Origin of the sequence: Pelagibaculum spongiae (assembly GCF_003097315.1) — a bacterium.
GTDB classification, from domain to species: Bacteria; Pseudomonadota; Gammaproteobacteria; order Enterobacterales; family Pelagibaculaceae; genus Pelagibaculum; species Pelagibaculum spongiae.
The window spans coordinates 1257508-1282864 of record NZ_QDDL01000001.1; the positions used below are offsets into that span (position 1 = coordinate 1257508).

At 43.1% G+C, this 25357-nt stretch carries 18 protein-coding genes; 10 read left to right on the top strand and 8 right to left on the bottom strand.

Annotated features, from left to right (window positions below; genetic code table 11):
- Positions 1-118: 118 nt before the first annotated feature.
- Positions 119-1576 (bottom strand): alpha/beta hydrolase, encoded by a 1458-nt coding sequence (locus DC094_RS05450; RefSeq protein ID WP_116686039.1) that lies wholly within the window; start codon positions 1574-1576, stop codon positions 119-121.
- A 261-nt stretch (positions 1577-1837) separates the two neighbouring features.
- Between DC094_RS05450 and DC094_RS05455 the strand changes: the two genes are divergently transcribed.
- Positions 1838-2260 (top strand): DUF3429 domain-containing protein, encoded by a 423-nt coding sequence (locus tag DC094_RS05455; protein ID WP_116686040.1) that lies wholly within the window; start codon positions 1838-1840, stop codon positions 2258-2260.
- On the opposite strand, the gene DC094_RS05460 is transcribed toward DC094_RS05455, so the two are convergent.
- On the bottom strand, positions 2192-2908 hold the full coding sequence (locus DC094_RS05460) for a glutathione S-transferase family protein (protein WP_116686041.1): 717 nt from the start codon (positions 2906-2908) through the stop codon (positions 2192-2194). The genes DC094_RS05455 and DC094_RS05460 overlap by 69 nt on opposite strands.
- A gap of 421 nt (positions 2909-3329) precedes the next feature.
- On the opposite strand from DC094_RS05460, the gene DC094_RS05465 reads away from it, so the two are divergent.
- The 7 genes from DC094_RS05465 (at position 3330) to DC094_RS05495 (ending at position 16094) form a co-directional block, all read left to right on the top strand.
- Complete coding sequence (locus tag DC094_RS05465) at positions 3330-4412, top strand: SGNH/GDSL hydrolase family protein (RefSeq protein ID WP_158527222.1); 1083 nt, start codon at positions 3330-3332, stop codon at positions 4410-4412.
- 389 nt (positions 4413-4801) lie between these two features.
- Positions 4802-5941, top strand: coding sequence for a UbiA prenyltransferase family protein (locus DC094_RS05470; protein ID WP_116686043.1), 1140 nt, complete (start codon positions 4802-4804; stop codon positions 5939-5941).
- Positions 5942-6035: 94 nt separating this feature from the next.
- Positions 6036-8729: a hydroxymethylglutaryl-coenzyme A reductase family protein gene (locus tag DC094_RS22030; RefSeq protein WP_158527223.1), complete on the top strand. Its 2694-nt coding sequence runs from the start codon at positions 6036-6038 to the stop codon at positions 8727-8729.
- A complete protein-coding gene (locus DC094_RS05480) occupies positions 8726-11566 on the top strand; it encodes a phosphoenolpyruvate synthase (protein ID WP_116686044.1) in 2841 nt (946 codons plus the stop codon). Before DC094_RS22030 ends, DC094_RS05480 begins: the two co-directional genes overlap by 4 nt.
- A 319-nt stretch (positions 11567-11885) precedes the next feature.
- The gene (locus DC094_RS05485; protein ID WP_116686045.1) at positions 11886-13115 is read left to right on the top strand and encodes a hypothetical protein; all 1230 of its coding nucleotides are present in this window, start codon (positions 11886-11888) and stop codon (positions 13113-13115) included.
- Positions 13090-14877, top strand: a complete 1788-nt coding sequence (locus DC094_RS05490; RefSeq protein ID WP_116686046.1) for an AMP-binding protein — start codon at positions 13090-13092, stop codon at positions 14875-14877. The genes DC094_RS05485 and DC094_RS05490 overlap by 26 nt, the downstream gene beginning before the upstream one ends.
- Entirely contained in the window at positions 14850-16094 is a 1245-nt protein-coding gene (locus DC094_RS05495) for a CDP-archaeol synthase (protein ID WP_116686047.1), read from the top strand. The genes DC094_RS05490 and DC094_RS05495 overlap by 28 nt, the downstream gene beginning before the upstream one ends.
- A 70-nt stretch (positions 16095-16164) precedes the next feature.
- On the opposite strand, the gene DC094_RS05500 is transcribed toward DC094_RS05495, so the two are convergent.
- Complete coding sequence (locus tag DC094_RS05500) at positions 16165-16773, bottom strand: hypothetical protein (RefSeq protein ID WP_116686048.1); 609 nt, start codon at positions 16771-16773, stop codon at positions 16165-16167.
- Positions 16774-17118: 345 nt separating this feature from the next.
- Here DC094_RS05500 and DC094_RS05505 point away from each other — a divergent pair, with 345 nt between their 5' ends.
- Together DC094_RS05505 and DC094_RS05510 are read left to right on the top strand one after the other, a co-directional pair.
- Positions 17119-18777, top strand: coding sequence for a sensor histidine kinase (locus DC094_RS05505; protein WP_158527224.1), 1659 nt, complete (start codon positions 17119-17121; stop codon positions 18775-18777).
- A gap of 17 nt (positions 18778-18794) precedes the next feature.
- On the top strand, positions 18795-20153 hold the full coding sequence (locus DC094_RS05510; protein ID WP_116686050.1) for a sigma-54-dependent transcriptional regulator: 1359 nt from the start codon (positions 18795-18797) through the stop codon (positions 20151-20153).
- Positions 20154-20421: 268 nt separating this feature from the next.
- Here DC094_RS05510 and DC094_RS05515 read toward each other — a convergent pair whose 3' ends face one another.
- From DC094_RS05515 to pgeF, 5 genes are all read right to left on the bottom strand, one after another.
- A complete protein-coding gene (locus tag DC094_RS05515) occupies positions 20422-20964 on the bottom strand; it encodes a YaeQ family protein (protein WP_116686051.1) in 543 nt (180 codons plus the stop codon).
- 28 nt (positions 20965-20992) lie between these two features.
- Positions 20993-23035, bottom strand: a complete 2043-nt coding sequence (locus DC094_RS05520) for an alpha/beta fold hydrolase (protein WP_116686052.1) — start codon at positions 23033-23035, stop codon at positions 20993-20995.
- 34 nt (positions 23036-23069) lie between these two features.
- A complete protein-coding gene (locus tag DC094_RS05525) occupies positions 23070-23738 on the bottom strand; it encodes a lysophospholipid acyltransferase family protein (RefSeq protein WP_158527225.1) in 669 nt (222 codons plus the stop codon).
- Between the two features lie 62 nt (positions 23739-23800).
- The gene (locus DC094_RS05530; protein ID WP_116686054.1) at positions 23801-24379 is read right to left on the bottom strand and encodes an OmpH/Skp family outer membrane protein; all 579 of its coding nucleotides are present in this window, start codon (positions 24377-24379) and stop codon (positions 23801-23803) included.
- Positions 24380-24558: 179 nt separating this feature from the next.
- Complete coding sequence (gene pgeF, locus DC094_RS05535) at positions 24559-25332, bottom strand: peptidoglycan editing factor PgeF (protein WP_116686055.1); 774 nt, start codon at positions 25330-25332, stop codon at positions 24559-24561.
- Positions 25333-25357 lie beyond the last annotated feature (25 nt).

Genomic DNA, 25357 nt, shown 5'->3' on the forward strand with positions numbered 1-25357 from the left:
ATTGAGGATCACTTAACCGTTGCAATGAATTGAAATATGATCGAGTTGCTTGCCCGCGTAGGCACAGAGCGCTATGCGTAACCTACAACGTTCAGGGAATTGCGGCGAATACTCGATTTTAATTACTTGCCTTCAACCAGCGCATCGCTTGTTGTAATGCTAGGGCGACGTGCTGCTGCTGACGAGCACTCCTGTTGCAATTTAAGGCAGGCAAGCAAATATCCATTACATGACCAGCGCCTTGAATTAGATAAACTGCCCCCCGGCCACAAGCTTGCAAATGATTTAATTGTTGTTCTGCCGCCAGCATGCCAGGTACACCATTAGAATTGATGCCGATCGGAGTTAATTGTCCTAATTGTGCAGCACACAATGACAGCGCTTGGTCAACCGGTACTAACCGGTCATTGGTACCTAGAATGGCAAAAAAAGCCGGCGTAGTTTGCTGGGCTATAACCCGCAGGTTAATCAAATGTGCTAATGAATTTTGCTGTATTAGATCTGACTGTACAGACAGCTGGCTCAACGGCTTGCTCTGTTGTAAATATCGCTCTAATGCTTTTGAAGCTACCTTTGCACTCGCTTTTGAACTGCCGTCTAATCTTGCTGCTTTCTCTTGAACCGCAAAGCGCTGAAAATCTATTGGGGCATATAATAGTACGGCTTTTTTGATCTCCTTTGGATGCGCCAAAGACAACCTAGCAGCAAGATGCCCTCCGGCTGATGCTCCCCAAACAACTAGTGATCCTTCGGTAGAATAATTAGATGCGTTGGTTTTCACCCATTGATATGCCGCCTCAATATCGGATAACTGTTGTTGCGCTGTCACGCCATCACAGGCTGCTATATCTTCAAACCTTTTAAGACCGTCAAATCTTTTCAATCCAATTGCCGGCGCTTTACCCACTAACCGGTATCTCGGCGTAAATACTACAAAGCCATTGGCTGTCATTTGAGCAATTTGGCTCTGTAGCATCACCAGCCCTTTTTTTCGGTAACGCCAGCTACCACCGTGAATTGCCAGCATTGGCGTTAAAATAGAATCTTTTTTTAACTCTGTTTGCTGCTGGCCAGGAAATGGATTCGGATGATAGATATCGAGCGTTAGCTGGCATGAGCCTTTGCTGCTTTTAATCTCTCGGTAAACTTTACGCACCATTAATGGATGCCGCTTGGCTAATGGCAAAACCGAGCTGTCAGCCAAGGTTGCCGGCGAAAGCCGCCAATCATTAAACGGCAAGCTATCAAAACTGGCATTTCGTGTTACTAATGTTTTGCACCATTGGCTTATATCTAGAGGATTTAAAGTAATTGGCTGCTGACACTGAGTATCAGAAAACAATGCAGCCGTTTGCGGCAATTGCAGCGGATCAATGCTGGCAGGTGAGCAGTTTTTTTCAGTTAACTGCCATAGCGGCAAGTTAATGCTTAAAGGGTAGCTGGCGATACAACTGTTATAAGCCTTAGTCTCTCCAGTAAAACTACGCCAACCAGCAGAACAGCTTGTTATAAAAGCAAACAACAACAAGCTAACGCTCACCAGTAGTAACTTAAAGACAGATCGGAAACGCAACAAAACACCACCACTTCAACAAATTAGCGCTAAATCTACAAAGATCTGCGCCTTTATTCTTATTTTAAGAACCAGTGAACTGGCTCAATCGCCGCCGATTACAGCACGCTCGATTCAGCTTTGAAACCTATTAGAGAATTTAGATGCTGCTTAGTGGTAAAAAAACGATACCGAATAGCCTAAAACCAGCTCATTGCCGAGCCAACTTCCATGTTATGTGGTAAACCATAAAGGTGGATTGATAAACAATGAGTTTGACCAGTTATGGATATGACAGAAAAAAATGCCAAGCAATTGGCGTACGCGGGCATGGTTCCATTCGTAATTTTGGCGCTAGGTTGTTGGAACGACCAGTTCTCACTATACGCAGGACGTTGGCTGGCAGGCTATGCCGCAGTGGTATTGTCATTTGTTGGCGCAGTGCATTGGGGGATTGCTTTGGTTCGGCCCCAGGAAGAGCGCCGTTTGTTATTTTCTATTTTACCGGCACTGAGTGGTTGGCTGGTTTTGATGGTCAGTATTCGACTGGCGCTTCCCGCACTGGCGATTGCTTTTGTAATGGTCTGGCAAACCGAGCGAGAACAATATTTTAGCTGGTTGCCCGACTGGTATTTACAGTTAAGAAGTCGACTCACTGTCGCCGTTGCCGCTTGCCTGATTATTGGTTGGGCTGGGTATTTGACTTAAGCAGATTGCTTTATCAGATAACCAATCTGCCAACCGGGGATCAGTATCAACAAAGTGTTTTGCTTTCAGGCAGCAATCAAACCATTCATGTAAAGATGGTCCATGTTGCTGCCAGCTAATATCTGGTCGGCGGAAATTGATAAAATCCAGCGCACAAACCAAGGCGACATCAGCCACGGTCATTTGATCACCCACTAGCCAAAAACTATCTTGTAACTGATGATCTAGCCACTCAATGGTTTTAATTATTTTTTGTTGCTGCCAGTCGAACCATTTTTCAGATGCAAATTCACTATCAACTCTCATTGCCATCACCATGGCCGCTGTTGCATCTGCAATACCATCCGCCATGGCTTCTATAGATAACACCTGAAAGCGCATTGCGTTTTCTTCGGGAATTAATAGCGAGTGGTCTGAAGGCTGCTGGTCAAGATATTGAGTAATTACTCGAGAATCTACTAGCAATTGCGCAGCTTCAGGTAATTGAGGATTTTCTTGCAGCAGGTAAGGGATTTTTCCTAGTGGATTATCTAATTTATCACCCTGCCATGGATTGACGAGCACTTCGGTAACTTGCAACTGCTTTTGACGAATCAGTACCCTGAGTTTTCTCGCATAGGGACTTGTTGGTGTAAAAAATAGCTTCATATCAGCCTCACCAAATATTCAGTGTTTTTATAAGATAGTAAAAAATTATAGTGCCTATTATTTTTAACAAACTTATTAAAAGCTTTTTTATGAAGTTTTGCGAAGTGGTTGGCATTTCTGACAAGGCATGCTCGCAGATTGATTATTTTTATATTCATCAATAACACTAAAAATGAAACATCAACATCAAGATAGTTTGTTATTTTCGACAGATTTCATACTCCAACGTACACTGAGTATTCACTTATTTAATTTGCTATGGAAATTATGGCTTTGTGTCAGCATTAAGCTCTATATCTAAAACTCGCCCTTTTATCATAGAAGCAAATTATTGCTTATTCGACGTCTTATGATTCGTTATAGAGTGGTACGACTCAGTAAGCATCATTTTTATATATTTTCCAAAATCAGGAATAACACGATGAATCACTCCTATTTTTTTTCTTTAAAGAAAAAAGATTCCAATAAAATAAAACGAAACGTTATATCACTAACTCTTGCTGTTAGCACTTTGCTACTCGTCGCATGCAACCAAAACTCAAATAATGCTAAAACACCTGTAAAAGAACTAGAAAGTATCGCTAGCATCAATAAATTGGTTATATTTGGTGATAGCTTGTCAGATAACGGTACGTTACGCCAATTAACTTCGACTCAACCACAACCTGCGCCTGAGTTTTTTTCAAACGGCCCAGTTTGGCCCAATTATTTAAGCGATAAGCTAGGAGTGCCACAAGTTAATTTGGCAGTTGCAGGTGCAAGATCCGTTGGGCATGATTCCGCGCCACTTCAGACAGCCGCGCAGTCGGGTGCTTTTTCAGCTTTAGGCTATACCACCGGCTTGGGCTTAAGAGGTCAGGTAGATAATTATATAAATAACAACACAGCGGTAGACCAACAAAATGTATTACACACCATTCTAATTGGCGGCAATGATATTCTTGCTTATTTAAATGGTTTGGTTGCAGGATCTGAAGCGATTCCTAGCAGTGTCGATGTTAGTAATGCCATAGCTGACACCGTTACAGAATCGGTTGGCCGACTCGTTGCTAATGGTGCAAAGAATATTGTTGTTTTTACTCTGCCTGAGTTATCTGACGTGCCTCGATTGGATGTCAGCGGATTTTCAGATTATCAAACAGAAATAACATCGTTAATACAAACACTTAATAATAAGCTGGTTTCAGATTTGAATACACAGCGAGTTGCAGCGTCATCTCCTTATAATATCATTACATTTAATACCTATCGCGCAACAAATAATGCAAGAGATAGCGGTGATTTTACCAATGTGGACGACAGCTGGTTGGTAGTGGATAACAACCTTCAACCAACCGGTGCAACTAATGGACCTGTTGAAGAGTTTCTGTTTTGGGATACGATTCATCCCACTACTGCAGCGCATAAAATGCTAGCAGAGCAGCTATTCCAAACACTAAAATTGCAAGAGCATTGTTTAGGCAATGACAATTGCCGTGTTAGCTCAGGGCTAGGAATGGAGTAATTTTATCTCTAGGCGACTTCAAGGTGCAGAAAGGTTGTGCCTTGAAGTGGTCTGATTTGATTTGATTTGATTTGATTTGATTTGATAGTCAAGACACCTGTTTGCCGGAAGCGCTTTAAGCTTGTCCAAGCAACAGAAACCCAATTGTTTTTTAAACAAGCATCGATATTCAATAAAAACTGAAGCAATTTGTAAATGGAGTGGGCGGAGCGAAACCCAACAGTTTGAGATGGATTCCTTGCTGCACCATCTTCTGCGAATTTTTACGCAACGATTAATAGCAAACAAGCCTAACAACATCTCACCACTTATCTTTCCGCTCAGTTATATCTGATATTTTCTGGTAAGATCGCTAGATATAATAAAAATAACAAACTGGTTGCTGCACTATGACCATGAAAACGACCCCTAAGCCTTCTATGTCGATACCTTCTGTATCAATTGCTTGCGATGATCAACAGCAGAAAACCGAGCCGGGCTCTAGCACGCTAGCTGGCGATAAACCGAGCACTAACAACGGTTCAAAACCAATCGTCCCTCCAAGCAACACCATAAATAACCTATCAATGAACGCTTCAATCTTTTCACGCCTTATGGCATGGTCAAAAGAGCGCTTTCCTTTTGTAAACATGCTATTGACTGCCAGTCTATATTTGCTTGCTGCACCTTTAGCACGCCAGGCATCGCATGGCGATCCATCGCTACAGTGGTTTGATATTTTGGGATTATTTAGCGCGATTGCATTATTTCTATTATTAAGAATTCTTGATGAACATAAAGATTACGCGCTAGATATAGTGAATCATCCGCAGCGAGTATTGCAGCGAGGGTTAATCACTCTCAGGCATCTAAAAATACTTGGTGCAATCTGCATTCTAGTAATGCTGGCAGGCAACCTTTTTGTTGACTGGCAGACTATGCAAATCGCCACTTCTACCTCATCCTCAATCGGTATTTTTCCTATAGCGGTTAGTTTGAGCTGGCTAGCAATGATGCTGTGGTTAGTGCTAATGACGGTCGAATTTTTCTGCCCGCAATGGCTTAACCGTCATCTGGTCATTTATGCCTTGTCACATATGTTGATCATGCCGTTAATTGCAGTGTGGATGGCAACAATGGCCACTGGCACTTTGCAGTTCACAACACCGGTATTGCTATTGGCCTGTTTGTTTTTCTTTAGCGGTTTGTGTTTTGAAATTACTCGAAAAACCCGTGGCCCAGAAGAAGATAGGCCAGAAGTTGAATCTTATTCGTTAATCTTCGGCGCCAAAGGTTCTGCCTTAATCGTTATCGCACTTTTAACTTGCATGAGCAGCTTACAGCTGGCCACCTTGTATCAAGTAACGCCCAATGCATTTGTATATATAGCGCCCGCCATGGTTTGTTGTTTTTTACTGGGGTTAAAGCAGCTGATTAAATTCATTAAAGCGCCTTCACTGGCGGGCCGTGAAAGTAATGAAAAAGCGGTCGGTTTAGCAATGCTGATTGGCTATTGGAGTTTAACCGGCGGCCTGTTAATTGCAGGCTAGCTTAAAAATAGCCGTTGCGAGATAAGCCAATCGCAGCGGCTATTCGTTACGCGATTGAACCATAAAAATAAAAACAATCAGTTGCAGGGCCGTCATGGATCAGATGTACAAACAAAAGCCATTGCGAGTTCAACAGAAAACTCAAAATGAGCAAACTGATAAACCACAAACACCAGCAGATAGCTGCCTGAAAGATAGCCTACCTGCTAGCGCCAGCTGTGCCGATGTTAATTCAAATGAAATCGATTCAATTGCAGCTATAGCGACAAATACAACGACAACCAGCACTGCAAAAGCCAAAAAATTCGCTCGAGCAATTCCCAGCCGTGGTCAATATTCAGAAGCAGCCAGACAAAAACGCCTAGCTTTTATTCGCAAGCAAACTCACCGCCCGTTACCCGGCATCGGCATTACCCAATATAAAGCCGAGTCTTTAAGCAATAATATCGAAGCATTAATCGGTTCGGTCGAAGTGCCCTTAGGCTTAGCTGGGCCGCTTAAATTTACCGGTGAAAAAGCTAGCGGGACCTATTACGCACCACTTGCTACTTCTGAAGGTGCTTTGATTGCATCGGTTACCCGCGGTGCTCTGGCGCTGACTCGAGCTGGCGGTGTTACCACCCATGTAATGGAACAACGGATGACTCGAGTGCCGGTTTTCCATTTTCATAATATGGCTGATGCCCGTCGTTTTTGTCATTGGTTGCCATTACAGCGAGAGCAACTGCAACAGGTGATTGGCAAAAAATCTGCTTATGCCAAATTAATTGAAATTGACCCTCAATTAAGTGGCCGCACGGTTCATGCTCACTTTGTATTCGCCACTGGTGATGCATCGGGGCAAAATATGACCACCAGTTGCAGTTGGCAGGCATGCTTGTGGATATCTCGACAGTGTCAGCAATCTAGCGATATGATTCTCAATGATTTTCATATTGATGGTAATATGTCGAGTGATAAGAAAGTCTCTTGGCAGTCTTATATCAAAGGCCGGGGTTGTCGGGTTCAAGCAGAAGCTTTTATTCCTGAATCCGTTTTAAAATCGATTTTAAAAATATCTGCTGCAGAACTGGTTCGCGGCTACGGTATTGCTGTATCTGGCGCATTAAGAACCGGTATGGTCGGCATGAATATTAATGTCGCCAATGTTATCGGTGCCATGTTCAGCTCACTAGGACAAGACATTGCCTGCACCCATGAATCATCGCTAGCTCATTTACATATCGAGCCACAACAAATTACTAATAATGATGGCAAGCTGGTTGACGGTGTTTACGTCAGCATGCAATTACCTTCGTTGGTGATAGGTACCGTTGGCGGCGGAACATCTCTGCCACAGCAGCAAGAGTGTTTGCAAATACTCGACTGTTCCGGGCCAGGAAAAACCGCCCGCTTGGCTGAAATTATTGCTGGTTATTGTTTGGCGCTGGACTTATCAACACTCTCGGCAATGACGGTTGGCCATTTTGCTGATGCCCATGAACGGCTTGGCCGAAATAAACCGGTCAATCATTTAAAATCTTGCGAATTAAATCAGTCATTTTTTCAGGCGATGTTTAATCATGCAGCAATCGCTTCAAAAACATCATTAGAAAAAATAACCCAACTGAAAAGTTTCAATATTATTGAACAAAGCCAAGCTTCCGATTCAATTGTTTGTGAGTTCACTGCGCATAAACAAAACAAATTACTGGGTTTGATTCCGGTTGATTTAACTATTTTTAATAACATTAATAACGTCAGTAACAATGCTTCGCAGCAGGATAATGTTTCTAAGCAGACTGTTGCAGCAATGCTCAAATTAAAACCATCAACTCGCGATGCGCTAGATACCTTGCATACCGTTGCTTTGTGTTCAGACCCACAATTGGCAAAGCTGATTGATAAATACGAAGAATATAGTTTCTTTCAACGCTGTGACGATCGAGAAATTGCACTGTACCAACTGCAACATAAAGAATTCACCTCGATCAGCCCAAAGCTTTATGGCTTGTGGCAAGACAACAGTCGCCAAGGCTGTGCAGTATTAATGGAAAGGCTGCAAGGGCTAGATCTGTTTAATGCAGTGGATCGACCACAAGATTGGCATGATCTACATATCCAAACGGCGATTGATGGCATTACTCCATTTCACGGCCGCTACCTTTCAAATAATAATGACAAAAAACATTCTGAGCTGGCCAAGTTGTGTTTGCAAAATTCCGACAGAAATTCGATGCACGCACAAAAAGAGTTATTTATTGCATTACAACAATTAATTTCTGATGAATTTCCACACTGGTTTGATCACCAGCAAACCGCTTGGCTGACTCAATGCATTGAACGGTTGTCAGATTGGTGGCCGAAGCTTGAACAGTTGCCGCACACTTTAATTCACGGTGATTTCAACCCGAGAAATATTGCTTTTCGAAATAACTTAAAAACCGATAATTCTATAGGATTATGTTGCTGGGACTGGGAGTTAAGCTGCTGGCACCTGCCACAAAGAGACTTGGTAGAACTGTTGCTTTATTGCATGGAAAGCAAAAAAATCACCCAACAAAGCCTCGAGTATTGGAGCGAATACCAACGGCAAACACTATCAGTAGCCAGCAACCAACAGTTGGATAAACAAAGTTGGAATGCCGGTTTTTATTACGCCATTTTCGACTTTGCAATTAACCGTTTCGCCTTTTCTGCCTTAGCTCATAATTTACGCGATTATCCGTTTATGGAGCGGCTGGCAGACAACTTATCTAAAGTGATTGTTTTACTGCAACAGCAGTCATTGCTGGAGGAATTATCATGACCTATAAAAACACCGATGCTTCAGCGATTGATCAGCCAAACATTGTCACCAGTCAGCAAGCTGCATCACTAAACCCACTGCAATTAGGCGGCAAGGCCGATAACCTAGCATGGTTAGATCGAAATGGTTTTATGGTGCCTGATTTTAGAATCATCACTTGCGATGCATTGGCTGAATTATTTGTACTGTCTGGTGAAATAAAACATCAGTTGAATCAATTAAAAAATCTTTCGTTAATGGATAAGCGACAACAAGCTCAGCAGGTTGAAACCGTTTCAAAGCAGGTGAATCAGCTGATTATGCAAAGTGCTTTTGATCCGGAAATTGAACAACAACTCGCAGAGCAAATAGATGAATTATTACAAGCCAGTGAACATGGCTTGTCGGTGCGATCATCTGCTGTCGGTGAAGACAGCGCCAGTGCTTCGTTTGCTGGTCAGTTGGAATCGTTGCTATTTCAGAAAACTGCGCCACAAGTTTTTGATGCAATTCGCCAAGTATATTTGAGCGCTTTTGCACCTAGAGCACTTTTGTATCGACTGCAACATAAGCTACCGCTGAATGAAGCCAGAGCGGCAATCATTCTACAAACCATGATTGACTCTGAATCGGCCGGAGTAATTTTTACTGCGAATCCCGCCAATGGAAATCGCAAACAAATGCTGATTTCCGCTACTTTTGGTCAGGGTGAAGGTGTGGTTTCGGGTGAAGGTGATTGTGATGAATTTACGATTGGTCATAGTGCCCAGACTAATGATAAAAATAATCTTGAAGAAGTTATTTCACATCGCATCGAAAACAAACAATTCAGTATTGGTAAAGTCAGCACTGGCGAAAGCAGTCATGGTAAAGATCAGGGCGGTACTGAAACTCGAGCGCTTGATCCATTATTAACCGATAAAAGCTGCCTCGATGACCAACAAATTATTCAGCTACGCGATCAAGCATTAAAAATTGCTCAATTAAAGCAATCACCACAAGATATCGAATGGTGTTTTGCTAACCAGCAATTATATATTTTGCAAACACGGCCCGTCACTTCTTTGCCTGCCCATAGCGAAGAACAAGCCAATCCGATTGTTTGGGATAACTCTAATATTCAAGAGTCATACTGTGGGGTAACAACGCCACTAACCTACAGCTTTGCCCTGCGAGGCTACTCCACGGTTTATCAGCAGACTTATCGTTTGCTTGGACTGTCAGAAAAAAATATCTCGAAAATGCGACCCGCATTAACTAGCTTGCTGGGGTTAATTCACGGCCGAATTTATTACAACATTAATAATTGGTATCGTGCGCTACTCATATTACCTGGCTTTGAAGTGAATAAAGCCGATATGGAACGCATGATGGGCTTGCAAGATCCGGTCGATCTGGTTGAAGAAAACCAGCAATCTCTGGCTAAAAAACTAGCTAATTTACCCAGGAAAATCTGGTGCCTTGGTCGCTTACTTTATGGTTTTAAAACCATCGACAGCCGCGTTGCTAAATTCCGCGATCATTTTGAATCGGTCTACGCCACGGTTGATCGCAATGCCTTGCACACCATGAGTATTAGCGAGCTGATGGCATTAATTGATCACTTGCAGAGTGAATTGATGGACCGCTGGCAAACACCGATCATTAACGACTTTAACGTAATGATGATGAATGGAAAGGTGCATCGCTGGCTTGGCAAGTTGGATTTGGAAAATCCTGAATTGATACAGAATAATTTAATGTCAGGTGAAGAGGGCATTGAAAGTACCGAACCTACCAAGTTCCTGTTGCGATTATGCGACCAAGTGCGGCAAAATCCAGCAACCCGAAAGTTAATTGAAACCACAGACAAACACCGCCTGCTTGATTGCTTACAAATTGCTGACCCTGAGGTTTATCTACAATGTCAGGAATATATCGAGCGCTATGGTGATCGCTGCATGGGTGAACTGAAGCTTGAATCAATTACCTTGCGCCAAGATGCGTCATTTATTTTTTCAGTCATGAAGAACTTCTTATCTCGTGATGATCTGACGTTAGACAATCTCAGCCAGCGTGAACAACAGTTTAGAACTCAAACTGAAAAAGAAATAAAACTCAATATGAATGCCAAGCTCGGCACGGCACAATGGGGAAAGTTTTATTCTGACCTAGTGAAGCTACGTGCTGCGGTTAAAAACCGTGAAAACATGCGCTTAGCCAGAACAAGAGCCTTTGGCTTGATGCGTGATATTTATGCAGAAATTGGCCAACAATTGGCGCTGTATAAGGTGTTAGATGACCAAAGAGATGTATTTTATTTAACCGTCGATGAGTTAGATAGCTGTATGGAAGGAAAATCTGTTTCTAGCGACTGGAAAGCATTAACTTCTGCCCGTAAGCAAGAATACCAAGCTTATCAGCAGCAGGAAATTCCTCATCATTTCCATACCAACGGCCCAGTATATTTTAATAACCAATATTTATATCCATTTGAACAGCCAGCCAACCAAGACGACCTCCATTCACTATCAACTCAGCAATTGTCTGGTATCGGCTGCTACCCTGGCAAGGTTCAAGCTCAAGTTCGCAAAATATTCTCACCCGACGACGAGTTAAATCTCAATGGGAAAATTTTGTGTACCGTGAGAACCGACCCAGGTTGGGCACCATTATTTCCTACCTGTTCTGGCTTATTGGTAGAGCGCGGATCAACTCTTTCTCATTCTGCTGTGGTGGCCCGGGAATTGGGCATACCTGCGATTGTTAATATACCGGGGTTAACGCAAAAAATTGCCGATGGCGAGCAAGTGATTATGGATGGTGCCAGTGGAATCATCGACCGATTGGATGTGCCGCAAGAAAAAGCGAGCGCTTAAAGATTACCTGCCCAGCATGGTAAGGCTTAACTCACATTGTTGGGTGCGCCTACAGGCTTACCCAACCTACTTCTGGTTTAGAGTGAATTAAAAACCCGAGGTCAATTTAATGGGTTGGCTTGGTGTTAATTAAAAATTTGATATTGATTTAATGAAAACCAAATGGTTTTCGTAGCCTGGGTAAGCCTACGGCGCACCCGGGAACCAAGGGTTCGGACTGGATAAATATTTGTAGGCACAGCCGAACTCATATGTTTTGTTTCAGCTGATTAATGTAACACCAGACGCAACGGTTAACACCAAGATTAAGAGAGCCAAGATGGACGTAGCGAACAAACCACAGCATCTAGTAAAACAGAAAACAAAGCCCGTAGCAGAATTGCTGCAGGTTTATCATGACTGGCAGCCAGAATATGGATTGCCTGAAGGTTTTATGGGTGAAGATGATTCTGCCGATCAGTTGCGCTGGTTATTTTCTTCAGACAATCCGTGGTTTAAACTGGGAAAATGCACTATTTTATTGTCTGATTCTGACGGGGGTGGAGATGAGGATAGCGATCAAACGTTAGATAATAAACCGACTGAAACATTTCGGTTGGTGATATTTATTCATCCTCAGGTTAGATTTTTTCGCCCTAATACTGCCTATTTTGGATTTTGGCGAACCACCAATAATCCATCGCTCAACCGGCAAGCATTTCTGCTGGCTAGCCAGTGGTTAAAACATCAAAAACAACAGCAATTAGTCGGCCCGATCAATTTCAATAGTTTTGGCAGTTACCGGTTGCAGCTAGATGATTTTAACGGCAATAACTTTGCTGGCGAACCCAGTAATCCCGCCTATTATGCGCAACTATTAATCAATGCGAAATTTGATAGTAAACCGTGTAATTTATATCAAAGCCAATTTGTTAAACTTGGCGGAAAGCCACCGCAAGCATCGATTGAAAAATTACAGCAATTGGATAAATCATTAGGCAATGATTTTTTGTTAGAACAATTAACTGAACCCGTTTGGTTAGAGCAATCGGTCGAATTTCATCAAATAACTGAGATGGTTTTTTCTAACAACCCGGCATATCAGCACATTGACAGTAATAGCTTCTTTCAAATGGTCAGCAAGCCATTAGCTAAGCGCTTTTGTCAGCACTGTTCTTTGATTGTTCGAGATAAAAAAGATCAGTTAATAGTCGCTGCCTATTTAGTATTTCCTGATTGGAGTCAATTAACAACGAGTAATCCAAGCGCTGAAAGCATCAGGAAGCCACTTGAAGATATCGATTTCCAGCGTGATTTTAAATACTTAAAGTCACCTACAGCGATTATAAAAACTGCTGGTACGCTTGTTCAATTCCAAGGTAAAGGCTTAATGAGCTGGATGAACTTATCAGCATCTATCAACATGCATCGCTATTATCATCAGCTAATCGGCGCACTGGCTAGCGCAGATAATCCTTCATTAAAACTAGTGCCACGACTAACTAATAGTGAAAAAACAGGCAATATAATCAGGGAGCGGCAATATGGTCTATTCAGTAAACAGCTCTAACTCTGATAAAACTGTCGCAGATAACTATCTCGACAAGCGTGATAAGAAAAATAATTCGTCGGCACCAAGCAGCTATAAAAACGTCGATAAGTTAGCACAACAAGCGAACCGTCAAGCAAATCGACGGCAACAAAAGCAGCAGTTAGAGAATTCTGATCCCGGTAAAGCACCAGGCAAACAGATAAAATCAGCATCCATTAGTGCCGAAAATAATGTGGCACGCTTATTAGTCGAACAGGCAATGCGTCAGCCTGAGTCACCGGCGATGATTTTACCCGGCCAAGCACCGATTAAATTTGGTCATTTATTAGCACATGCTGCGATGTGGCAAAAAGAGCTATTACTGAGTTATAAGCCTGGCGACCGGATTGTTTTATTAGTGTTACCCGGCATTGAACTATACAGTTTGCTATTGGCAATTCTTGCCAGTGGTATGAGCGTTGTTTTTATTGATCCGTCAATGGGCAAACTTAAAATGCTGCGGGCAATTAAACGCAGTAAAGCCAAGGCAATCATCAGTTATCAGCGGCTACTTAAATACAAAATATTTGTACCTGATTTATGGATGATTGATTGCATTTCGATCGACCAGTCGCCTTGGTCAAAATTAACGCCCGCTGATGACAAACAACAACCAGCCATTGTTCCGGTTGCCAGAGAATTCTCTGCATTAATTAGCTGGACCTCAGGAACCACTGGAAATCCCAAAGGCGCTATTCGCCAGCATTTACATTTACAAGCACAACACATGGCATTACATAACCACTGGCATGAACACCCCGGTGAAGTGGTTCTCAGTGGCATGCCGGTTATGGCGCTGCATTTTATGGTTTGCGGCTGCTGTACCTTACCACCCGATATTGATTTATCTAATCCACAAGCCGATGCAGAAAAAGTAGTACGACAAATTCGCGAGCATCGAGTCCGTCGAATTATTAGTTTTCCCGCATTATTAGAACGATTAGCCAAAACTCTGGAAGCACAAAATACCGTAATTCCCGGTGTTGCCTATATCGGCATTGGCGGTTCGCCTGTGTCACAAAAGCTGTGCATGCGACTGGAAAAAGTATTTCCTCTAGCCAGAGTTGAAGTGGTTTATGGCTCAACCGAAGCCGAGCCCATCGCCTTTGTTACCGCTAGCGATTGGCTTTCTGAATTCCCATCCCAAGGCTATTTAGTTGGCCGCCCAGTTTCAGAAACCCTGCTGGCAATTGTACCGACAGAAACCCAATTAAAATCTGGTGAGCAGGTATTGCAAGCCAGTTTAGGCACTAATCAGTTAGGTGAAATATTGGTATGCGGCCGCCATGTGTTAAATGGTTATCTCAATGATGTTAAAGCAACCGCTGAAAATAAATTATTTTGTGATAATGGTTTTTGCTGGCATAAAACCGGTGACACGGGTTACCTCGACGCGCGAGGCAGGCTCTGGCTAACTGGACGAGAAAAGCAGCGAGTATTTAGTGATGGTCGAATGGTTGATGTTTACCCAATTGAGTCTGAAGCAGAAAATTTACCCGGAATTGCCCGCGCTATTTTGGTACAACAGTCGGCGCGAAAATACCCATTAATGGTGCTCGAATCAGAAAACAAGAATATTCCCCAGGCAAGCATATCTCTATTGGAACAATTATTAATTCGAACCGGTTTTGCCGATGCTCGAGTATTGGTACATCCGTCTATTCCAATGGATAGCCGCCACCACAGTAAAGTAGACAGAAAGGCAATTTTACAATGGAGCAAAACCCATCCCAAACGGTAATTGAACAGCAAAAAAAACCTTCGCTGTTCATTATCAAACTCAACCCGGTTGATTGGCTAACCCTTTCTGGGTTGGCAATTAATAGCCTTGCTGCCGTGTTATTATTTGAACAACAATTCTCACTTGCGCTTAGTCTCATGCTACTGGCAATGCTTGCCGATGCTTTTGATGGGATTTTAGCCAGAAAATATCAACTTGAACGAGATTTTGGCCGTTATCTTGATGGCTTTGTCGATGTTTTTACTTATCTCGTTTTGCCCGCATTATTTCTTTGGCAGTGGTGTTTTAACCATGGCGGGTACCCTTTATTGCTAGTGGTTTTTATGGGTTGCGGCGTGATTCGATTGTCGGTATTTAACCAAGTTGGCAATGTTAGAAATGAGCAAAATGAATCGTCTTATCTTGGCATGCCAGTTTTTTGGAGTTTGTTATTTCTCGCGCCTGCTTGGCTTGCTAGTTGGTTTTTACCCCCAGCTTGGGTAACTTCACTATTGGCTCCAGCATTGGCTGTCGTTTTTAGTGCATTCTCATTAGCAATGCTGCTCAATCGGCGCTTTTATAAATTCAAAAATCCTAAACATATTCTGTTTACTATTATTGCTTTTAGCAGTGTGTTCGCTCTGGATGGCTTGTTTGTTTTAGATAGCAGCACCCTGATTAAATTGTTAATTACACCGCTAATTTTAATCGCACCACTAGTGATTGCCGGTAGCGTTCACATGCGAATGGTTTCAAACAACTGGCTGCCGTGGTTGGCAATTCCAATCCATAGGCATTGGTTTGGCAGCAATAAAACCCTGCGGGGGCTTTTAGCCATGCCGCTACTGGCACTGGTTTCTGCCGGATTATTCACCCCTTTGTGGTTCACAAGCTTTTTTGAAAGGCTATTAAATAATCCAAATGTTTTAATTCCAGAAATCTATGAATATTGGCTGATCAGCCTAGTACTTGGGTTAGCTTATGTATTGGCAGAACTGCCGAACTCTTTTATCAAGCGTCGCTTGGGTGTTGCACCGGGCGCTAGGCCTGAGCAACACAACACTTTATTTTTGATTGCCGATCAATTGGATTCAGCCATAGGCGTTATTTTGGTAACAGGGCTGCTGTTCGATTTTGAACTGATTACTTTACTCGCCATGTTAGTGATGGGGCCAGTAATTGCATTACTGGTGAAAAGAGTTTTATTCGCGATTGGCTGGAAAAGTACCGCGAGTTGATATTGAAGAACCGGAGGGTTTTGATTTGCGCATAGTCAAACCCTCCGGTTATTTAAATTCATCGCAATGTCTAAAGGCTATAAAGTAAACGAACACCTAAACTGCTAGCACCCATCTTATCATCTGGTGCTGCATCTCCAGTGGTAGATTTATCCACTTTATAATCAACTAACGTTGCCTTCAGAGCGAAATTGAAATGCTCAGTCAACCAATAATCCGCTTGCAGTATTGCAGCTACAGTTGATTTAAAATCAATATCAGTGGTAGCACCACTATCTAATTCCAAATTATAGTTCGGCTTGTAATGATAAGATGCACCACCACCCAAGCGCAGTTTTCCGTTGCGCCAAAATGCTAAGCCTTCAACAAACATCCGGTCAACTCTCGCCTTACCCGTTTGGTGGTCATTTACCGTAGGTTCAACATAATCAAAAATGTCACCTACAGTTAATTGAAACTCAACTGGCAAATCAAAGCTATGCAATCTTGCTCCGGCTTCAATGACATAAAAACCACCTAACTTAATACTTTCTATACGATCGCCACTATCAGCATCAACCACAAAAACAAGATCCTGACCACCCTTCTGCAAGCCAACCGCAGCCACTGGCGACCAATCAAATGCAGCAGCATTGCCTGCAGCCAAAACCAGTGGGATACAAGTTAGAAAATTTTTCATTGAGAACTGCCTGTTATGTTTTGCGCCACATACTAACTAATATTTCAAAGACTTTACATCTTAATAAGATAATTTAACCGTCTTTGTCGATGCAAATTTAAGACATTCCGTATTGTTTAATACATCGCGTCCAAAGCTTGGAGTTTCTATCGATTGATTAGAAAAAGATGCAGGCCAAAGATATCACCGGTTAGAGTGTTACACTGAATAAGCACTAATCCACGCCTGACCGCTGACTAAGAGTAGCGGCGACTGCAACCTTGAAAACTTGTACAGAGTTCCATGAGCAATACACACACTAACCAGCACTCGTATCAACATTCTCTTCAGCACAGTAGCTCGACAATGTCTGAGCGAAAACTGACCGACCAGGAAATTCAAGATATTAGCTATCGCCAAACCTGGCAGCCGCTACTATTGCTGAATACTTTCCGCCTGCTGCTAGTGATCTTGCTGGCAATGCTATTTGTTATTTCTAGAATCCCCATTAATGCCGACTGGCTACCAGAGATAGTCAATAACATTGGCTCAAAAGTCGGCTCATCAAGCGTGCAACTTTTCCTTGCTAGCATCAGTAGTTACTTTTTGGTATCGGCAATTGAATTTGTCACCATTGCGCGAAATTGGCCGACATTTAGAGCGCAAACAGTTTGCCAGATTATTTTAGATATCTTACTGCTGACACTATTAATGCACTCCAGTGGCGGTGTGCAAAGCGGCTTAGGAATGCTGTTGATTATTTCTATTTCCGCCGGCGCAGTATTATTACGTGGTCAGGTATCTTTATTTCTCGCCAGTATTGCCTGCTTGGCAGTTATGTTTGAACACTATGTTTCCAGCCAAGCCAACCCGGCAATCAACTTCGATCAACCCGCTTTATTGTGTGCTGCTTTTCTTGGTGTAGCCATGCTAGGAACCAGCTTGTCACGGCGGGTGGCCGAAAGTGAACGACTAGCTTATGCCCGTGGCCAAGACTTGCAACGACTGCAACAACTGAACCAAATGATTATTCAAAACTCAACTACAGGCATGTTGGTGGTTGATGAAAAACGCATTTTACAAACCATGAATGAATCAGCTTGGCTGTTGCTAAACATGCCATCTGGCCCAATCAACCGGCAGTTGTCTACCTTGTCGGTTGAACTGGATAAACGCCTAACAGCTTGGCTAGCTGGCCAGCCAATTCATACCAGCTTTAGAGTGCAGAATGATGGTGCTGATTTGGTGGCAGACTTTAAAAAAGTCGTCAAAGAATTACGCCCTAGTTTTTTGGTATTCATTAACGATATTACGATGCAAAAACAATCTGCTCAGGAGCAATCACTCGCATCTTTAGGGCAGTTAACTGCTGGCATTGCCCATGAAATTCGCAACCCATTAGCTGCAATCAGCCATGCGGCACAGCTGTTGGCTGAGTCTCCTGATTTGCTCGATGAAGATAAACATTTTACTGATATTATTCAGCGTCATAGCCAGCGAGTGAATCGAATTATTGAAAATGTCATGCAGTTATCCCGTCGCAGTGAACCAAAAAAAGAATGGCTCAAACTCGATGAATGGTTACAGGCGTTTTGTGATGATTTGCCTGCCAGTACCGCAGAAAAACTTAAAGTCACAGCAACTGATGTGATTATCGATTTACAAGTCGAACCTAAAGATACCCGCCTGTTAGCCGATCCTGTGCAACTGGTGCAGATTTTAACTAACTTGTGCGAGAATGGCTTGCGCCATAGCTTGCAAGGCCAAGGAATCTGCAAGATTTCGATCATGGCGGGCATCAGGCTGGATGAAAAAGGTGTGGTAATCGATGTAATCGACCACGGCTCTGGGATTGCAGCCGACAGTGCTGAAAAAATATTTGATCCTTTTTACACCAGTGAAAGCACTGGTACTGGGCTTGGACTGTATATCGCTCGTAAGCTCAGTCAAGTAAATGGCGCCAGCTTGAGCTATCGCCCAATTACTGCCGGTGGCAGCTGTTTTAGAATCCGCTTTCGTGAATGACAGGAATTATTTGTTAAATGACTCAACCACTGGCACTGATTGTTGATGACGAACCCGATATCCGAGAACTATTGGAAATCACTTTAGGCCGAATGGGATTACAAACCCGCGGCGCTGGAACCGTTTCTGATGCTCGGCAATTGTTGCGCAGTCATAATTTCCAGATCTGCCTAACCGATATGAAATTGCCCGATGGCAATGGACTGGAACTGGTTGAGTTAATTCAAAATAACCATCCACAATTGCCAGTGGCAGTTATTACTGCTCATGGCAATATGGAAACTGCTATTCGCGGCCTCAAAGCAGGCGCGTTTGATTTTGTTTCCAAGCCGGTTGATTTAAAAGTGCTGCGTGAATTGGTGCAAGCTGCACTGAAACTGCCCAGCGGACAAACCGCCAGCAAACAAGCCAGCGATATTGAACGCACCATGCTTGGCCAATCTCCAGCAATGCAGCTATTACGGGCGACGATTCGTAAACTATCCCGCAGTCAGGCACCGGTTTTTATCAGCGGTGCTTCGGGTACCGGTAAAGAAATGGCGGCACGAATGATTCATGCGCTGGGGCCAAGAGCTGAAAAACCTTTTGTACCGGTCAACTGTGGCGCAATTCCCAGCGAGCTAATGGAAAGTGAATTTTTTGGCCATAAAAAAGGCAGCTTTACCGGTGCCCATCAAGATAAACAAGGTCTATTTCAATCAGCCAATGGCGGCACTTTATTTTTAGATGAAGTGGCAGACTTACCTTTGGCAATGCAAGTAAAACTGTTGCGAGCCATTCAAGAAAAAGCAGTTCGCCCAGTCGGTTCTGAGCGAGAAATTCCAGTCGATGTTCGCCTGCTGTCGGCAACCCATAAAGATTTACACAAGCTGATTAGCCAGAGTGCCTTCCGGGAAGATTTATTTTACCGGATTAACGTTATTCAATTGAGCATGCCTTCATTAAGTGAGCGGCCGCAAGACATTGAACAATTAGCGCTGCATTTCCTACAAAAACTAGCGAGACGCAATCAGCAACAAACACCTTCGCTGCTTCCCGATGCTTTAAATGCACTGAAAAATTATCACTACCAGGGAAATGTGCGTGAATTGGAAAACATTCTAGAACGTGCGTTAGCACTTTGTGAAAATGACACCATTAACACCTTCGACCTGCAACTGACAGTGAAAGGGCCTTCTGGGCAAACCGCTCGCCCTGCCGGACGTGGCAACCAGCCTTTAGAAGAATATATCGATCAAGTAGAACGTCAGGCTATTAATGAAGCTTTAGTGAGCACCGGTGGTAATCGAACTAAAGCAGCCGAATTACTGGGCATTTCATTTAGAGCTTTACGTTACCGATTGAAGAAATTAGGCATGGATCCAGGAAGAGATTGATTGTTTTTTTGTGCTCCGGATTTCATTAATCCGCAAAATTTAAAGTGCATCATGGTCGCTGGTAGATATATCAACCATTGAAGTTAATTGCACCATGGTCAAGTCGTTTTTCGCTCCACTCGAAACAACCTACGGTGCAAAATTATTGGCCCGCGTAGGTTGTACGAAGCAGCCATAAACGCGACCTACAACTTTCGGGGATAGCGACGAATAGCCGACAAACAATATGTCGGCTCAATCGATAAATTTAAATAACTCATGGTATTTATTAGTAAAAATCAACCCAAAGCTTTGGGCTTAATTCAAACGAACGATCCGCGTCTGACAAAAACAAACTGCCTTCACTAATGCTGAGCGTTAAATCCATCTGACGAGAATACATCGCCACAGTTTGCTCAATTTCTGCTGGATCAAAACGCCAAAAAGTAACTTTTTTCGCTTTAGTGAAATTAACCTGGTTTTTTTGCCACCAAACATCGGCTGAGTTGGCATAGCTAAACACTGACACTTTTTGACTACGGCCCGATGCTTTTTTAACTCGATCAGCATCTGGGTTGCCTAGATCGATCCAATGTTCAATCTCATCGGAAAAGCTCTTTTTCCATACTTCAGGCTCATCATCTTCAGACAGACCCTTGGTAAATTCCAACCGCTCTTCATAACAAATGCAGTAGGCCAACAAGCGTGTCATCAGACGTAGTTCGGTCTCTGATGGATGCTGAGCTAGAGTTAAACTCAAGGTTTCATAGACATGGCGATCCATATCAGATAACTGAACTCTGGCCCGAATAACGGTCGATTTAAGCGCCACGAATTTTACTCCGAAAAAAAATAACTTATTAATTAATCAGATAGCGCTGGAAAAACTCAATCGCTACCTGTTGATAAACTTGGCGGTTTTCCTTACGGCGGAAACCATGCCCTTCATTGCGCGCCAGCATATACCAAACCACTTGGCCATTGGCATTTAATCGATCAACTAGTTGTTGAGATTCTGACTCAGGCACACGCGGGTCATTTTTTCCTTGTACCACCAACATTGGAATCTTGATTTTTTCAACTTGGTTCAGCGGACTGATTGATTGTAAAAAAGCACGCATTTTGCTGTTTCTTTCATCACCATACTCCACTCGTCGTAAATCTCGACGATAACCGCGAGTATTTTGTAAAAAAGTCACAAAATTACTGATGCCCACCACATCAACTGCCGCTTTTAAACGGTCGCTATAGCGAACCGCGCTCGCCAAAACCATATAACCGCCATAGCTACCGCCATAGACTGCTACACGCGAAGCATCCAGGTTAGGCTGTTGTTCAATCCAGTCGAGTAATGCGCCAATATCCTTTACTGAATCTTCTCGCTTCAGGTCGTTATCCAATGCTAGCCAACGCTTACCATAGCCACGAGAACCCCGCACATTCGGTGTAATAACGACGGCATTGAGTGATTTCGCCCACATTTGAAAACTGGAGCGAAAGCCCGGACGGGTTTGCGACTCTGGGCCGCCGTGAATATAAATAATCACTGGTAATTTTTGTTTTTCTGTATTTTTCTCAGCAATTGGGCTGAACACTAACGCCGGGATTTTTCGACCGTCAAAGCTCGGATAACTGATTAACTGAGGCACGATCATATCGGCTCCACTCAACTGCCCAAGGTTTGGCTGAGTCCAATATTCAGATTGCTTTGCTTTCAATGCTAACGGGGCAACCTTCAAACTAATCACCCGTGATGGCGTTCGATCACTAATCAAGCTAAAAGCCAGTTGTTGATTATCGCCAGAGAAAGCTATTCCTGAGCCAAAGCGACCCCATTTAGTGCCAGCAATTCTTCCTTGTTCAGCTAGCGGTAATTCCTGAAAATTACTCGTGAGTAAGTCCATCAGATACAGCCTGGAATAACCATTCTGGTTAACCACAATCGCTGCCAGCTTTTTATCGGCAGACAAACTGACATTTTCAATATCCCAGTCAAGCTGTGGCCCCTGCTCAAACCGCTTACCCGTTTTCAAATCGAGTCGATAAAACCTTAAAAAATCTTGCCCGGCATCACTGACTAGCCAGGCTGATTGACCATCTTCTGAAAAGCCAATTGGAAAACTGCGCTGCTCGCTGCTGCTTGATATATCAGACGATTTTTTTGATGGTAATAATCTTCGATACTGCCCGTTTTGAATATTTAACAACCAGATTTCAGACTCAACACTGGAAATATAATGGCTCAGCAACATTTGCTTACCATCTGTAGAAACGTCAACCGCACGCCACAAATAATTATCTGGCGCTCTAAAAATCAATTCACTTTCTTTGGCTTTTTTCCCAGCTTGCGTCGATAGATTGATACGGCGAATATCATTAAATTTCTTATCTCGTAAATTACTGGTGAAATAAAGTTGCTGATTTGAAAAAAGTAAGTCGGTATTTCTCGCCTGACTGGTTAGCTGACTAAACTGTTTTTTTTCTGCACCATACAACCAGATTTGGCTATCTTCATTACCGCCACGATCTCGAGTGATCGCCAACAGCCCCTGACCATTACTCACTACCGAACGGATTGGGTCATCAAACTGGCTAACGGTTTCAGCTTGGGCATTTGGCTTGCGCTGAAAGAATAACTGTGGGGTCTGACTGTTGTGCCGTGAGGTAAAATACAACCCAGCGCTGGCAACTGCCTGACTGTGCTGCGCCCATTGCGCAAAACTGGATCCACTCAGGTTTTGCCACGGTTTTAGTGCATTAACGGTTTTCTGCTGAGGCTTGCTAATATTGTGTAATTCAAGCTGGTGATTGTTTAGCAGTTGCATTTTTCCATCTGCAGCCAGCAGACTTGAACTATTGATGCAGCCCAAAAAAATCAAGGCATAGGCCTTTAAATATTTCACACTAATATCTCCACCCAAATCTGGTTCATTACGTTTATTTATAAATTGAATTAAAAATTGCTTCCGTCATTTGTTTTTTGTCCAGCAAATTTGGCTGTAACACTTGTTGCTGCTGCACCGTGACTTTTCCTCGCAGCACCAAACATAAAAAAACACTGCCGGGAGCTTTCACGCCATCCAGATAAAGTGGATAAACCGGTGCTTCGGCTTGAAATGCCAAACGGGTTGCACCGGCTTTAATTGGCTTGGTGGTCTCATTCGGACGAACGATTCTTCCCGATGGAAAAATTCCTACAACATCACCCTGCTCCAGCGCTTTTAATGCTTCTCTGTAGGCAATGTGTGGCTTTCCGGTTCGGTCTACCGGGATACAACCCGCCCGGTCAAATAACCAACGCAGCCACCAGCGATCATATTCTTCCCGGGCAATAATAAAGCGCACCGGCCGATTGCAGCAGGCAATCATCAGCAACGGATCCATACCGGAAATATGATTGCCAACCACCAGTGCTGCGCCTTCAGGTAAAATGACCGGTTTGGCTTTCAACCTGTGCCAGCGAATAAAAAACCAACGTAAAAAACCATCAATCAAATTAATTGATCGACTACCCCAATCGGCACCATTATATCGGTTGCCAATTTTATAAAAAACCATACCTAGCCAGAAGAAACAGGCGACTACAATAATTACCCAATCGTACATTTGAACCATACCATCCGTTGCAAGCAGCCATACTGTCATTGCAAATAAAGCTATTCTAAAAGCTATTTAATAAACTGGCTAACTGATGATTGCTGATCGAATACATCAGCTACTAAAGGTGTGATGTCGTGCTGACCATCAGTGAACAAGACTACTTTTTTTGCGGGTGTTAAGCGCTGCTTAACATCTCCTTCGGGCGATGCGTTAATGACTAGGCTATATCTCTCTTGCTTAGCAACTGCTTTAATTATTTTTTCTACTGCTAAATTAATTTGACTCCGACTATCTTGAATCAGAATTCTCGCATTGTTTTTAAACTTACTGCTTTCTTTACTAAGACTATCTTGCAATTGCTCAAGTTTTTTTCTTCTTTTTTTCAATCCTGAGCTACTGTAGTCATTACTGTTAGTTAATTCTTCCCGTAGCTGCTCTATTTTTTCGTTTTTCTCCATCAGCGACATGCGTGCTTGCTTTAATTGGTCTGATATTTTCGTTTGCACATCTTTGATTATTTTTGAGTGCTCATAAAATTGATCAAAGTTAAAGTAAACAACATCTCCTTCATTGGCATTAGCAACTGAAGTTATTAACAATAAAAAAGAACACACTGTTACAGTCAACTTCGATACTCGATTGATCATAAAAACCACCAATAGTTAAATCTGAAAAATTAAATAAACATTCTAAAGCTAGAAACTCGGAATTTAATAGATATTCCAAGTTAAGCTCTTTTGAAAATCATGTCGGGTGCGCCTACAGGCTTACCCGAGCTTGTTGTAAGCTGAGCAAACTTCAAGCACACCCAGGTTTTCGGGAGGCGTTATATTTCCAAAGCCCTAACTGACGGTTCGATCCAGATTAAGCTGGCCATTCGACCGGTAAATTGCCCATCTCTTCGATAAGAGAAAAAACAGGTTGGATTGCTATAGGTACAAAAATCGCCACCATAAATATCTTCAATGCCGATATGAGCCAATCGGCGTCTGGCCAAGGTGTAAATATCGGCCATCCACCTTCCTTCATTTTCAGAAGGAATAAATGCGCAAGCACAGCCGGTTTCCTTTTCCAAAAAATATTCTCTAACTTCAGAACCCACTTCAAAAGCACTTTGGCTAATTGCTGGGCCGAGCCAGGCCATCCATTGACTATCAGGAGACTGAACTCGCAGCTTTTCAACCGTCGCTTCAATAATGCCATCGGCCAATCCACGCCAACCGGCATGAATCGCAGCTACCACAGAGCCCTGTTGATTGGTCAACAACACTGGCAGACAATCTGCGGTCATTACCGCACAAACCTGGGCCTTGTCAGTGGAGAATGACGCATCCGCATTAACACCCGCAGCGACAGTTGCAGCATCAACTACCACCGTAGAATGCGTCTGCTGTAACCAAACAGGTGCCGCTGGAAGCTGAGCAACTTGCGCCAGCAATTGACGGTTCTTCGCTACATTTTGTGGATTATCAGCAACATGATCGCCCAAATTCAAGCTGTCGTAAGGCGCTGAACTACAACCGCCAATGCGAGTGCTGCAGCAAGCTTTGATATGGGCAGGCGCAGGCCAGTCTGGTTGGATTAAAAGTGGATTATTCATAGCACGCTCCTGCAAATTTCAGGTC

Excerpts from the sequence above, each read along its gene's own strand:
- DC094_RS05455 (WP_116686040.1), top strand. The coding sequence starts at position 1,838 with ATGGATATGACAGAAAAAAATGCCAAGCAATTGGCGTACGCGGGCATG.
- DC094_RS05460 (WP_116686041.1), bottom strand. The coding sequence starts at position 2,908 with ATGAAGCTATTTTTTACACCAACAAGTCCCTATGCGAGAAAACTCAGG.
- DC094_RS05465 (WP_158527222.1), top strand. The coding sequence starts at position 3,330 with ATGAATCACTCCTATTTTTTTTCTTTAAAGAAAAAAGATTCCAATAAA.
- DC094_RS05470 (WP_116686043.1), top strand. The coding sequence starts at position 4,802 with ATGACCATGAAAACGACCCCTAAGCCTTCTATGTCGATACCTTCTGTA.
- DC094_RS22030 (WP_158527223.1), top strand. The coding sequence starts at position 6,036 with ATGGATCAGATGTACAAACAAAAGCCATTGCGAGTTCAACAGAAAACT.
- DC094_RS05480 (WP_116686044.1), top strand. The coding sequence starts at position 8,726 with ATGACCTATAAAAACACCGATGCTTCAGCGATTGATCAGCCAAACATT.
- DC094_RS05485 (WP_116686045.1), top strand. The coding sequence starts at position 11,886 with ATGGACGTAGCGAACAAACCACAGCATCTAGTAAAACAGAAAACAAAG.
- DC094_RS05490 (WP_116686046.1), top strand. The coding sequence starts at position 13,090 with ATGGTCTATTCAGTAAACAGCTCTAACTCTGATAAAACTGTCGCAGAT.
- DC094_RS05495 (WP_116686047.1), top strand. The coding sequence starts at position 14,850 with ATGGAGCAAAACCCATCCCAAACGGTAATTGAACAGCAAAAAAAACCT.
- DC094_RS05500 (WP_116686048.1), bottom strand. The coding sequence starts at position 16,773 with ATGAAAAATTTTCTAACTTGTATCCCACTGGTTTTGGCTGCAGGCAAT.
- DC094_RS05505 (WP_158527224.1), top strand. The coding sequence starts at position 17,119 with ATGTCTGAGCGAAAACTGACCGACCAGGAAATTCAAGATATTAGCTAT.
- DC094_RS05510 (WP_116686050.1), top strand. The coding sequence starts at position 18,795 with ATGACTCAACCACTGGCACTGATTGTTGATGACGAACCCGATATCCGA.
- DC094_RS05525 (WP_158527225.1), bottom strand. The coding sequence starts at position 23,738 with ATGTACGATTGGGTAATTATTGTAGTCGCCTGTTTCTTCTGGCTAGGT.
- DC094_RS05530 (WP_116686054.1), bottom strand. The coding sequence starts at position 24,379 with ATGATCAATCGAGTATCGAAGTTGACTGTAACAGTGTGTTCTTTTTTA.
- pgeF (WP_116686055.1), bottom strand. The coding sequence starts at position 25,332 with ATGAATAATCCACTTTTAATCCAACCAGACTGGCCTGCGCCTGCCCAT.